Annotated in this window: 8 protein-coding genes; 5 read left to right on the top strand and 3 right to left on the bottom strand. The window is 65.7% G+C overall.

Annotation, left to right across the window (positions count from 1 at the left end):
• The first annotated feature begins 460 nt into the window (after positions 1-460).
• From XCC_RS03970 to dusB, 3 genes are all read left to right on the top strand, one after another.
• On the top strand, positions 461-1,759 hold the full coding sequence (locus XCC_RS03970; protein ID WP_011036001.1) for a NupC/NupG family nucleoside CNT transporter: 1,299 nt from the start codon (positions 461-463) through the stop codon (positions 1,757-1,759).
• An 80-nt stretch (positions 1,760-1,839) separates the two neighbouring features.
• Positions 1,840-2,796, top strand: coding sequence for a ribokinase (locus XCC_RS03965; RefSeq protein WP_011036000.1), 957 nt, complete (start codon positions 1,840-1,842; stop codon positions 2,794-2,796).
• A gap of 611 nt (positions 2,797-3,407) precedes the next feature.
• Complete coding sequence (dusB, locus tag XCC_RS03960; protein ID WP_011035999.1) at positions 3,408-4,406, top strand: tRNA dihydrouridine synthase DusB; 999 nt, start codon at positions 3,408-3,410, stop codon at positions 4,404-4,406.
• Between the two features lie 161 nt (positions 4,407-4,567).
• Here dusB and XCC_RS03955 read toward each other — a convergent pair whose 3' ends face one another.
• Entirely contained in the window at positions 4,568-5,659 is a 1,092-nt protein-coding gene (locus tag XCC_RS03955; RefSeq protein ID WP_011035998.1) for a metal-dependent hydrolase, read from the bottom strand.
• 234 nt (positions 5,660-5,893) lie between these two features.
• Between XCC_RS03955 and metK the strand changes: the two genes are divergently transcribed.
• On the top strand, positions 5,894-7,105 hold the full coding sequence (gene metK / locus XCC_RS03950; RefSeq protein WP_011035997.1) for a methionine adenosyltransferase: 1,212 nt from the start codon (positions 5,894-5,896) through the stop codon (positions 7,103-7,105).
• 319 nt (positions 7,106-7,424) lie between these two features.
• Complete coding sequence (locus XCC_RS03945; RefSeq protein ID WP_228442152.1) at positions 7,425-7,568, top strand: hypothetical protein; 144 nt, start codon at positions 7,425-7,427, stop codon at positions 7,566-7,568.
• 499 nt (positions 7,569-8,067) lie between these two features.
• On the opposite strand, the gene XCC_RS03940 is transcribed toward XCC_RS03945, so the two are convergent.
• Together XCC_RS03940 and XCC_RS03935 are read right to left on the bottom strand one after the other, a co-directional pair.
• The gene (locus tag XCC_RS03940) at positions 8,068-9,399 is read right to left on the bottom strand and encodes a histidine-type phosphatase (RefSeq protein ID WP_011035996.1); all 1,332 of its coding nucleotides are present in this window, start codon (positions 9,397-9,399) and stop codon (positions 8,068-8,070) included.
• The gene (locus XCC_RS03935; protein ID WP_011035995.1) at positions 9,389-12,160 is read right to left on the bottom strand and encodes a TonB-dependent receptor; all 2,772 of its coding nucleotides are present in this window, start codon (positions 12,158-12,160) and stop codon (positions 9,389-9,391) included. The genes XCC_RS03940 and XCC_RS03935 overlap by 11 nt, the downstream gene beginning before the upstream one ends.
• Positions 12,161-12,496: the final 336 nt, after the last annotated feature.

The following is a 12,496-nucleotide window of genomic DNA, read 5'->3' as shown; positions in this document are numbered from 1 at the left end:
CGGGTGCAGCGTTGCAGCTTGGCTGCGAGCCAGCCAGGCATGTGACGAGGCGGGGCTGCCCGGATGTGTGGGCAGCTTGGTGGCCAGCAGGCGGACGCCGCCTGGATGTGGGTCCGGGTTGCACGCATGCGCGGCTGCCGGCATCCACCTCCACTTCTTCCAGGCGTCACCTCGGCGCTTCAAGGCATTTCGCTTGATTGCACACATGCTCCGCTCACTCGAACGCACGCTCTTGGAGGCCATCAGCGCGCCGCATTCCCCCCTTCACGCCATGCGCCAGCACCCGCAGCGTACCGGCCGATTTGCGCACAGCCGCCGGCACCGCGGCACGGAGCGCGATCGCCCTGCCCGATGCGCCACGCTCTGCGGCCGGCGGCGGCGTCTGAACACCCCTCGCCTTGCCCACCGACACCCCCTGCTCTAGGCTTCCCGTTTTGCCGTCAGCAGCCCGGGGATTGGAATGGTCGAAGGTTTGGGGAGGATCGGGTTCGGCCTGTTCGGTCTGGTGGTGCTTATCGGCATTACCTGGCTGTTTTCGACCAACCGCCGTGCGATCGACTGGAAGCTGGTCGCCACCGGCCTGTTGTTGCAGATCTCGTTCGCCGCGCTGGTGTTGCTGGTGCCGGGTGGACGCGACGTATTCGACTCGCTGGGCAAGGGGTTCGTGAAGGTGCTGAGCTTCGTCAATGAGGGGTCCACCTTCATTTTCGGCAACCTGATGAACATCGACAGCTACGGCTTCATCTTTGCGTTCCAGGTATTGCCCACCATCATCTTTTTCTCCGCGCTGATGGGCGTGCTCTACCACCTGGGTGTGATGCAGGTGATCGTGCGGGCGATGGCGTGGGCGATCACCAAGGTGATGCGCGTGTCCGGCGCCGAAACCACCAGCGTGTGCGCCAGCGTGTTCATCGGCCAGACCGAGGCGCCGCTGACGGTGCGCCCGTATATCCCGAAGATGACCCAGTCCGAGCTGCTGACCATGATGATCGGCGGCATGGCGCACATCGCCGGCGGCGTGTTGGCCGCGTACGTGGGCATGCTCGGTGGCAGCGACCCGGCGCAGCAGGCGTTCTACGCCAAGCATCTGCTGGCTGCCAGCATCATGGCCGCGCCGGCAACGCTGGTGGTGGCCAAGCTGCTGGTGCCGGAAACTGGCACCCCGCTGACCCGCGGCACGGTCAAGATGGAAGTGGAAAAGACCACCAGCAACGTCATCGACGCGGCCGCGGCCGGCGCGGGCGATGGCCTGCGCCTGGCGCTGAACATCGGCGCGATGCTGCTGGCCTTCATTGCGCTGATCGCGCTGATCAACGCACCGCTCACCTGGCTGGGCGAGATCACCGGCGCGGCCGCCGCGCTGGGCCGCCCGACCAACCTGTCGACCATCTTCGGCTACGTGCTCGCACCGGTGGCCTGGGTGATCGGCACGCCGTGGGCGGACGCGACCACGGTCGGTTCGCTGATCGGGCAGAAGGTGGTGATCAATGAGTTCGTCGCCTACACCGAGCTGTCGCAGATCGTGAAGGGCCAGGTACCCGGCGTGCGCCTGAGCGAAGAAGGCCGGCTGATCGCCACCTATGCGCTGTGCGGCTTCGCCAACTTCAGCTCGATCGCGATCCAGATCGGCGGGATCGGCGGCCTGGCACCGGAACGCCGTCACGATCTGGCCAAGTTCGGCCTGCGCGCGGTGCTCGGCGGTTCGATCGCCACGTTCATGACCGCTACCATTGCCGGGGTGCTGTCGCACTTCGGGTGAGGCGGCGCCGGTTCATCGGCGTGCCGGTCTAATCACTGCACGCCACGTGTCATCTTAGTCATTCAAGCAAGCAGGTATTTATGAGTTCGGTCGTCGTTGTCGGGTCCTTCAATGTCGATCACGTGTGGCGCTGTGATGCCCTGCCCGCGCCGGGCGCCACCATCGCCGGTCGCTACAGCACTGGTCCCGGCGGCAAGGGGTTCAACCAGGCCGTTGCAGCCGCACGTGCCGGCGCCAAGACGCACTTCCTGTGCGCGCTGGGCGACGATGCCGGCGGTGCACTGGCGCGTTCGCTGGCCGCGCAAGACGGGTTTGCGCTGATCGCCGAGCCCAGCAATGAGCCCACCGGCACCGGCGGCATCTATGTCGACGCGCATGGCCGCAACACCATCGTGATCGGTGCCGGCGCCAATTCGGTGCTGAGCGCCGGGTTTGTCGACAACCAGCGCGCGCTGGTGACCTCGGCGCGCGTGCTGCTGGCGCAGCTGGAATCGCCGGCCGAAACGGTGGAATCGGCGCTGGCGCTGGCACGCGAATGCGGTGTGCTCACCGTGCTCAACGCCGCGCCGGCCAACGCGCCGACCTCGATCAGCCTGCTCAAGCTCTCCGACGTATTGACGCCGAACGAAACCGAGTTTGCTGCGCTGCTCGGCCGCCACGTTGGCGAGCGCATCAACGCCGACGATGTGGCGGCGCTGGACGGCAATACGCTGCATTCGCTGTGCCGCAAGCTGCTGCCGGGCGGCACCGTGGTGGTGACGCTGGGTGCGGTGGGCGCCTTCATTTCGCACGCCGAAGAACAGCTGCGCGGCGACACCCAGGCGCATTACCGCGTGGGCGCGGAAAGCGCGCAGACGGTGGATACCACCGGTGCTGGCGATGCCTTCAACGGCGCGCTGGTGGCTTCGCTGGCGCACTCGCCCAATGCAAGCTTCATCACCCACGTGCGCTTTGCCACGCGCTACGCCGCACGCTCCACCGAAGTGGAAGGCGCGGCGACCTCAATGCCGCGCATGGTGCCCGAACCGGCGGTGTGAGCCGCACGCTTTACGCGACGACGAAGGCGACCGCAGCGATGCGGTCGCCTTTTGCGTTCAGGGCATTGGCCTGCATGTTAGAGACTGTTTTTGATTGGCGAACGGCATGTTGAGACCTGTCTGCCGACGGATGCTGCGAACCGCGCTCCCAGCGGAACTTCGGTCTTCTTCCTCGGACAGTCGCTCGGGTAAGGAGGCGAGGCATGATGCAGCGTCGGGCGCCCGTACCCTCATCCGGCGCTGACGCGCCAGCTTCTTCCGAGGGGAGAAGGATGGAGAAGTCCCTCTCCCCGCGGGGCGAAAAGGCGCTGCTTTCGCGCCAGTGGCGCGTGTGCCTTGGAGCGCCCGCGCCGCAAGCGCGGGCAGGGGCGCGAAGCGGGGGTTGGGGTGAGGGTACGACGGAAGACAGTCAACTCCACAGCACAGTTGGAGTGAGGTACGGCCAACCAATACTCCCGCCACTGTCGTCCTCTACACGTCGCACTTTGCCAATCACGCCGACATCGCTCGAACGACTCCTAGCAATCGCTCAGGCCGAAGCCCGCAAGCGCTCTTACGATTCCCCAACCCCCATTCCCGACTCCCTTCCCCACCCCAGCTACAATGCCCGCATGCAGATCGGCCCCTACACCATCGCCCCCAAGGTGATCCTCGCCCCCATGGCGGGCGTCACCGACAAGCCGTTCCGCTTGCTGTGCAAGCGGCTGGGTGCGGGCCTGGCGGTGTCGGAGATGACCATCTCCGATCCGCGGTTCTGGGGCACGCGCAAATCGCTGCATCGCATGGACCATGCCGGCGAGCCGGATCCGATCAGCGTGCAGATCGCCGGTACCGAACCGCAGCAGCTGGCCGAAGCGGCGCGCTACAACGTCGACCACGGCGCGCAGCTGATTGATATCAACATGGGCTGCCCGGCCAAGAAGGTCTGCAATGCCTGGGCCGGCTCGGCGCTGATGCGCGATGAAGACCTGGTGGCACGCATCCTGAGCGCGGTGGTGCGTGCGGTGGATGTGCCGGTGACCTTGAAGATCCGTACCGGCTGGGACTGCGACCACCGCAACGGTCCGACCATCGCACGCATCGCGCAGGATTGCGGCATCGCCGCGCTGGCCGTGCATGGGCGCACCCGCGACCAGCATTACACCGGTACGGCCGAGTACGCCACCATCGCGCAGATCAAGGCCGCGCTACAGATTCCGGTGATCGCCAACGGCGATATCGATTCGCCGCAGAAGGCCGCGCAGGTGCTGCGCGACACCGGCGTGGACGCGGTGATGATTGGCCGCGCTGCGCAGGGCCGGCCGTGGATCTTTGGCGAGGTAGCGCATTACCTGGCGACCGGCGCGTTGCTGCCGCCGCCATCGCTGGCCTTCGTGCGCGACACCTTGCTCGGGCATCTGGAAGCGCTGCACGCCTTCTACGGGCAGCCGCAGGGCGTGCGCATCGCGCGCAAGCATCTGGGGTGGTATGCGAAGGATCATCCGCAGAGTGCGGACTTCCGCGCAGTGGTCAATCGCGCCGAAACACCCGAGGCGCAGCTGGCACTGACCCGCGATTACTTCGACGCCTTGATTGCCGGCGTGCCGCCGCCGCTGCACGCTGCTGCCTGAGCCAGTTCACCGTGTTTGCGGTCGCCGCGCGAAGACCACGCGGCGCACACCAGCAGGCTAGTCACCTTTCCGCAAATGCAGCCACACCTGATCGCATCGTCATGCATGGCACATCGCAGATGCGCCGCGCAGCCGCATAAAGCCGTAGCGCGAGACCGGTGTTATTGCACCTTGGCCGAGGCCGGCGCAGCGCTGTCATCCAGATCGCCGGTCAGCGCCTTGCCAGTTGGCGCGTGCCAGATGCGGTACCACATCTGTGCCAGCACCGCGCCGATCTGGTCGCGCGCCACCGGCGCACGGTACGCCGCCTGGACCTGGCGCGGCACGATCGGCTTCCATTGCCCACCATCGCGATGGGCGACCACGAAGTTGAAGTTGTAGTCCGGCTCCAGGCCCATGCGCAGGTCACTGAGCATCAGGTCGTCGTCAACCAGCCGTGCGCGCATGAAGCCGCGATTGAACCAGGTGAGCCGGCGCACCGAGTCGAACGCAGCCACCTCGCCCAGCGCCTGGGTATTGCTGGAAAAACCGCGGAACTGCATCGGGCCGCTATCGGCCACCAGCGAACGCTCGCCAATCACGTAGCCATTCGGGGTCATCGCCACCACCCGCCACAGCAGCGTGTTGAGCGGCATCGGCACCGAGAAGCGCGGCGCATCGCCCAGCCCCAGCGCAGCGAGCGCGCGGTCGGCCTCCTGGTCGACCAGCTGCTTGGCCAGCAGCGACCAGCCCAGGTAGGCCGAGCTCAGCACCAGCCCGGCAACCAACGCACGCTGGGCCAGCGGCCGTGCGCGCGCAAACCAGGCCACCGCGCAGGCCAGCAGCAGCCACAGCGTGTAGGCCGGGTCGATGATGAACACACTCGACCACATGGCCGGATGCGGGTGTAGCGGCCACCACAGCTGGGTGCCGTACACGGTGAAGGCGTCCAGTAGCGGATGGGTGATCAAGGCCAGCTGGATCGCCCAGAACCAACGCTTGGGCGCACCGGCCACGCGGCCGTCGCCATAGCGCCGAAACAGCCACCAGATCAGCCAGCCCACCAGCGGCAGCACGAACAGCGAATGGCTGACACTGCGGTGCACGGTCATCAGGGTGACCGGGTCGTCGGTGAGCGGCAGCAGCGCCAGCGAGTCGAGGTCGGGCAAGGTGCCCAGCGCCGCGCCGGCCAGCAAGGCCGCGCGACGCTGACCGGCCGGCGCGATGGCGGCGGCAATCGCGCCGCCGAGTACGATCTGGGTCAAGGAATCCATCGCCGGATGCTAGCAGGCCGAACCTGCTTGCGCGGTGCCGCCGAGGCCCGACGCGGGGATGTCTGACACCGGCCCCGCATGCAGGTGCAAATCACCTACCCTCGCCCTGGCCGCTGCGGCCAATCGACGTGGCTTAACCCCACCGATGCCCGTTCAGGCGCACAATGCAACGGTCACCGTGGGCGTGTATCATCCGCACCCATCTTTTCATCCGAATTAAGGGATATAAGCCTGATGTCCAGCTACCTGTTCACCTCCGAATCGGTCTCCGAAGGCCATCCGGACAAGATCGCCGACCAGATCTCCGACGCAGTGCTGGATGCCATCCTGGCCCAGGACAAGCGTGCCCGCGTGGCGTGCGAGACGATGGTCAAGACCGGTGTGGCGATCGTTGCCGGCGAAGTGACCACCAGTGCCTGGATCGACCTGGAAGCGCTGACCCGCAAGGTGATCCTGGATATCGGCTACAACAGCTCCGATGTCGGCTTCGACGGCGAGACCTGCGGTGTGCTGAACCTGATCGGCAAGCAGTCCCCGGACATCAACCAGGGCGTGGACCGAAAGAACCCAGAACAGCAGGGTGCCGGCGACCAGGGCCTGATGTTCGGCTATGCCACCAACGAGACCGACAGCTACATGCCGGCGGCGATCCACCTGTCGCACCGCCTGGTCGAGCAGCAGGCCAAGATCCGCAAGAAGAAGAACTCGGCGCTGTCCTGGCTGCGTCCGGATGCCAAGTCGCAGGTCACCCTGCGCTATGAAGACGGCGTTGCGACCGCGATCGATGCGGTGGTGCTGTCGACCCATCACGATCCGGGCGTCAAGCAGAAGGACCTGATCGAAGCGGTGCGCGAGGAAATCCTCAAGCCGGTGCTGCCGGCCAAGTGGCTGCACAAGGGCACCAAGTTCCACATCAACCCGACCGGCAAGTTCGTGATCGGCGGCCCGGTGGGCGATTGTGGCCTGACCGGTCGCAAGATCATCGTGGACACCTACGGCGGCTGGGCCCGTCACGGCGGCGGCGCGTTCTCGGGCAAGGATCCGTCCAAGGTCGACCGTTCGGCAGCCTATGCGGCGCGCTATGTGGCCAAGAACGTCGTGGCGGCCGGCCTGGCCGACCGTTGCGAAGTGCAGGTTTCCTACGCCATCGGCGTGGCCGAGCCCACCTCGATTTCGGTCACCACCTTTGGCACCGGCAAGATCGCCGACGAGCTGATCGAGAAGCTGATCCGCAAGCACTTCGACCTGCGTCCGTTCGGCATCATCCAGATGCTCGACCTGATTCACCCGATGTACCAGCAGACCGCCTCCTACGGTCACTTCGGCCGCAAGCCGAAGGACTTCACCTACACCGACGGCACCGGCGCGCAGCACAGCGCAACGTCGTTCTCGTGGGAAAAGACCGACCGTGCAGAAGCGCTGCGCGCTGCTGCAAAGCTGAAGTAAGCCGGCTGCTTCCTCGGGAGCGTGCTTGGTAATGCAAATGGGCCGCTGATGCGGCCCATTTGCGTTTTGGCGGCATGGACGCCGCTGGTGAACTTGTAGCGATGGAGGCGCGGCGTGTCCCCGTCTTCGGATGCCGTACACCGCACAGTCTTACGCGCGACGCCTGCAAGTGATGTGCGACGGCTTCGGATAGCGAAGGCGCTTGCACGCATGCCGGCATGGGACACGCCGCAAGTACGTCCATGTAGATTCCCATGCGGGACCCATGCCGCATAGGATCCCGCGCCGGCACGCGCACAAGCACCGCCGGTTGTGGTCGATGGCGGAAGGAACGGCGTTGCCGGGTTTCCAGGCGATCGCCAACGTAGCGTCGTCACCGGCCACACATGTCGCGCTAATGGCGGACAGCCTGTTGGCGCAGATCGATCTGTTCCGTATCGGCGTAGCGATGTTCGGACCGTGACCTTCATTGACGATAAAAAATTCGCCTCAATGCCGCCCCTAATAAACGGCGGAATTCGGATATCTCCGCTCGCTTGAAAAAATGCTCGCGGTGCGATCAGCCATGGTACGGCTTGGCAGCGCGGCGTCGCGTCCGGGAGCGGGACCGTGTAGCGGCATGGATGCCGCTACCGAGCCTCCATGGACGGATTCACGGCGTGTCCCGCTCCCGGATGCGGCGCCGCGCGTATCGACCAAAGTCGCGCACGGGAGCTACCGGGGCGCGCGCATCGGTCACTGGGACGCCCGCGCGTGGAAAGGGCTCGATATGCCACGTAAGTCCTTGCAGGCCCCTACGCAGCCCCTACCCAGCAAGAGGTCCGATACCGACACGCGTGCGCGCACCAGTAGCTCTCGTTAGCAGCCGAGGCTAAAAACGCGTACGTCCTCCATTTGCAAAATGCTTGCCACGCAGCACCGCCCCAAGAATGCGACCACACAGCCAACGCAACTCCATCACCTCACGGCGAGGGCTGCAGCTGCCGCTCCAGCGCCTGCGTAAACGCCGGCAACGGGCACGCCATCCGCTGCTCACCAGCGCAAACGCCTAACGCCAACGTCTGCTGCAACGGTGGGTGGTCCAGATCCAGCGGTGCCACTGTGCGCAATTGCTCCAGCGATTGCGCCAGGTACTGCGCGCGCACGCTGCGTTGGCCGTCGGGCGTGCGCCACAAACCCAGCACCAACGCGCCACCCGGCGGTGGGTCGTCTGCGCCATAACCGGGTAAATGAAAATGCACGCCCAACAGACTGCTCAACGCCGCGATATGCGTGTCGCTGCCGACGAAGACAGACACCTTCGGCGCGCCCGCGTCGCCGAAGCGCTGCAGCACCTCGCGCGCCAGCGGCGCACCCGAGCGCGAGGCCATGTAATGCGGCCGCGCATAGATGTCGAACAGCAGCGCGTGCAGGCGCGAAACTTGCGCCAGGCGCTCGGGAGTGGCGCGCCCCCAGCCGACCTGCGACAGCGGCATGCCTTCGGCGTATTGCAGCAGCAGTACTTCACCGGTGCCGGAGGCCAGGTCGATCGGCCCGCCCAGCGCCAGGCCGCGACCGTCCGCCGAAGGTTTCAAAGTGGATGGCATGCGTGCGAATTCACAAGGCGTTTTGGTGCAGCCCAGGATCTGCTGCAAGGCCTGCAATTCCGCGCCATGCCCTTGCAGCAAGGCGGCCGGGCCGCCGGTTTCACGCTGGATCGCTGCAACCGCTGCGTTCGCATCGAAAGGCACGGCACCGGCTTCGATCGGCCGGAACAACGGATCGTTACTCCCGACCGCGCGATGTCCTGCCTGCACGTTGCAGCCAGGCGCCAGGGCGTCGGCCAGCAACGCGCCACTGTCGATGGTGCGTTGGTCGGTATTGGCCCAGACTGTCAGGCTGCCCCGCGCCGGGCAGCCATTGCGGGGCAGCAGCGCCTGTTGCATCAACCACTGCCGCAGATACTCGCCACTCAGCTGCACCGCCTTGCGGCCATGCGGGGTGACCAGGCTCGCTGGCGTGGACCATTGCGGCCAGGGTGCGTCGGCGTAATGCGCCGCGGCCGCTTCCCCTTGCAGCGGCGCACGTACGCCGTGCCGGAACACCACCACCACCCGTTCCAGGGTCGCGCTGGCAGCTGACGCCGCCGGGGTCGGCCGTGGCGTACAGCCCAGCGACAGCGCGGCCACCAGCAGCACGCCGAGCGTTTGCCAGCGCAGAGGAGCTGCAGCTGCCCGCGGCCGCGCTGGCCTGCGCGCGAACGTCTGCAGTGACTTCAACTCTGCAACCACCACTGCAGCGGGATCAGAACACATACTTGGCCGTCACCAGACTGGTCATGCCGGAATCGACGATGTCGGAGATGGCTGTGTTGTCGTGGCCCACGTGCGCCCAGTAGCTGTGCTGCCTGGTGAGGTTGGCCACGGACAGGTCCACGCGCAGATGGTCGGTGGGCGCGTAGCCCACGTGCAGGTCCACGCGGGTGATTGGCTTGATCCACAGGTTGTCCCAACGCGCGCCCTGGTTGAGGTAGTCGTAGACCGACACGTATTCGCCGGAATAGTGGTAACTCAGATTCACCGACCACGGGCCTTTTTCGTAGAACACCTCGGCGTTGGCGAGCAGGTCCGGCGCGTTCTGGATGCGCTCGTGCGCGAAGCCTTCCTCGCCCAGATCCACGCGCGTGGTCTGGCGCGTCACGTTGCCACCGATGCCGAAGCCGTCCAACGGTGCCGGCAGGCCCTGGAAGGTCTGCCGCACCGCCGCTTCCATGCCGAGCACGCGGCCGTCGCCACCGTTTTGCGGGCGCACGAAGCGCGTGCTGGCGGTTCCACTCTCGCCGGCGTTGGCGGCATCCGAACCGCTTTCGTAGATGTAGTCGGTGAGGCGCTTGTAGTAGCCGGCCAGCATGGCGTGGCCGCCCGCATCGTTCTGCCACTCGCCGGACAGATCCACGTTGAGCGACTTGATCGGCTTCAGATCCGGGTTGCCTTCGGTGATGGTGGTCTGGCCATCGGCAGAAATATCGGTGGAGCGGCCCCCGCCGAGTTGTACGAAGGCCGGGCGCGTGTAACTGGTCCACACCGAGCCGCGATAGACCGCGCCATCGCCGTCGGGGCGGTAATTCACGAACACGCTGGGCAGCACCACGTTGTAGCGGGTCTGGTTGTTGGCGAAGGCGCCCACCTGCTCCACGCCGCCCACAGCGGCTGGCTGCGCCCAGAAGGTGTTGTCGATGCTGGTGTGCTCAAAACGCAGGCCGGGGAGGATTTCCCAGTTGCCGGTGCGCAGCGTGGCCATCACATAGGCCGCGCTCACCGCTTCGGTGGCGCGCATGGTGTTGCAGTTGAGATTGTTCACCGCCAGCCGCCCGCAGCTGTCGAAACTCTCCGGCGTGAGCGTGCGCGCGATCAAGGCATTGAGGGCATCGTTGCTCAGGCGCAGCGTGGGCAGCGCGTACTGGCCCGGGTACACCGCATCGTAGCGCTGCGCCACCAGGCCGGTATCGCGCAGCAAGGTGCCATCGGTGTACTTGGCGTTGGTCCAGTCGCGGTCGGTGAAGCTGCGCGAGCTGTCCACATACTTCACGCCGAATGCAATCCGGCTCAGCACGCCGTCGTCGAAGTCGTAGCTCACATCGAGCTTGCCGCCGCCCTTGTCCTGGCCGCTGTATTGCTTGGAGATCTGCCCCGTCCGCCGTGCAAACAGGCTGCCGACATCCGAGGCCTGCGCCTGCATCGCCGGCGTCAGCAACGGAATCGGGAAGCCGTCGCCGTCGTAGCTGATGAAGCGGTTGGCACCGTAGGCAAAGTTGGTGGAGCTGTATTGATCGTTGCGCGCGGAAATTTCCACATGGTCCGGGCGATCGTTATTGCCGGTGCCGTAAAACACATTCGGTGCGAACGTCCAGTGCCCCAGCTGTTTCTCGGCACCGAACTGGATGGTGGCCAGGTCTGCTTCTTCCGGGTTGGTTTCGTACCAGTAGCGCACGGCCACGCGATTGATCTGCGGCTGGTAGATGCCGCTGGTACCGATCTGCGTATAGCTGACATTGGCCGGCACAAATTGCGTGTAGCCGGTGTTCTGTTCGGTCTTGGCAAACGCGTAGGTCATGCGGGCGTACAGATGCAGGCTGGGGTCCACGCGCCAGTCGAATGCAGCGTTGCCACCGTAGCGGCGGGTATCGCCTTGCGAATAACCGATGTTCACGCCGGTGCTCTGCAACGCGTCCTGCGAATCGGTGCCTGCCGCCAGCGCGCCACTGGCATCGGTGCGGGCAAATTCCCAGGAGCCATCGCTGCGCGCGGCAGAGGCGCCGGCCACTTCGCTGTTCACGAAATGGCGCTCGTCGTAGTACGCACTGACGGCCACGCCGAATTGGCCATCGGCGCCGAAGCGCGCATGCCAATCGCCGGCGGCACCACTGCCCAGCCCGGACTCGCCGTAATCACGCGCGCGGCTTTCCATGCGCCCGCTCAGGGTGATGCTGCCGCCCCGGCGGTCTGGCGAATCGAACGCACTGGGGGTGCGGTAATCGATGGTGCCGCCGATCGCATCGCCATCCATGTCGGCGGTGGAGGTCTTGTTCAACACGATGGTCTGCAAGCCGGAGGGCGGCAGCAGGCTCAGTTGCACGCCGCGGCTGTACGGCATGCCTTGCGCGACGTTGACGCCGTTGATCAGGTTGACGTTGTATTCGGCATTGAGGCCGCGTACCGAGGAGAACATGCCCTCGCCACGCGCGGCACCGTCGATGCCGCCGAAATACGATTGCCCGGTGTTGATGACATTGACGCCCGGCATCAGCCCCAGCGCTTCGGCCACGTTGTGCACCGCGGTGGTCTTGAGGTCGTCGGCAGAGAGCACATTGACGGTGTTGGTGGCGGCCATCTGCATGTCGGTCGCGTTGTAACGCGTGGCCGCCACGGTGACCTTGTCCAAGGTGGCCATCTGGCCCTGCGCGGGCGCGTTGGCCTGGGTGTCTTGCGCAGCGGCATGGCCACCCACGATGCACAACGAAAGGCACAGCGCCTGCGACAGGCGCGAGGGACGCAACAACACACAACGACGCATCATGAAAGATCCAAAAGTGCAGCGGCCTGCCATGCCTCTACATGACGACCACCGGGAAGTGGGGGCATTCGACGCGACCGGCTCCTCGGCGCGCCACCTGCAAGCAGGCGCGGCGCATGGTGGCCGGGGCATATTTCAGTGCGGTGACGCGTACGCGATGCGGTGCAAACACGCGCGGGTGATGCGGAATTGCGCATAGTCGAGGGCGCGGCGGGTGGCGTGCGCCGTTGAAGTGCGCGAGCGGTCACGCTGGCATCGCTCCTGCAATGAGAAAGACCGAATCGCCGGTTTGTGTGCATGAATCTTTATGACTACCAGGTCTCTATTTTAGGAATTCGG

Source organism: Xanthomonas campestris pv. campestris str. ATCC 33913 (assembly GCF_000007145.1).
In the GTDB taxonomy this organism is placed as follows: Bacteria; Pseudomonadota; Gammaproteobacteria; order Xanthomonadales; family Xanthomonadaceae; genus Xanthomonas; species Xanthomonas campestris.
Note: the sequence above shows the minus strand (reverse complement) of the source record. Positions and strands in the feature narration are given on the sequence as shown.

Coding starts and splice junctions, on each gene's coding strand:
- XCC_RS03965 (WP_011036000.1), top strand. CDS start 1,840: ATGAGTTCGGTCGTCGTTGTCGGGTCCTTCAATGTCGATCACGTGTGG.
- XCC_RS03955 (WP_011035998.1), bottom strand. CDS start 5,659: ATGGATTCCTTGACCCAGATCGTACTCGGCGGCGCGATTGCCGCCGCC.
- metK (WP_011035997.1), top strand. CDS start 5,894: ATGTCCAGCTACCTGTTCACCTCCGAATCGGTCTCCGAAGGCCATCCG.
- dusB (WP_011035999.1), top strand. CDS start 3,408: ATGCAGATCGGCCCCTACACCATCGCCCCCAAGGTGATCCTCGCCCCC.
- XCC_RS03970 (WP_011036001.1), top strand. CDS start 461: ATGGTCGAAGGTTTGGGGAGGATCGGGTTCGGCCTGTTCGGTCTGGTG.
- XCC_RS03935 (WP_011035995.1), bottom strand. CDS start 12,160: ATGATGCGTCGTTGTGTGTTGTTGCGTCCCTCGCGCCTGTCGCAGGCG.
- XCC_RS03940 (WP_011035996.1), bottom strand. CDS start 9,399: ATGTGTTCTGATCCCGCTGCAGTGGTGGTTGCAGAGTTGAAGTCACTG.
- XCC_RS03945 (WP_228442152.1), top strand. CDS start 7,425: ATGGCGGAAGGAACGGCGTTGCCGGGTTTCCAGGCGATCGCCAACGTA.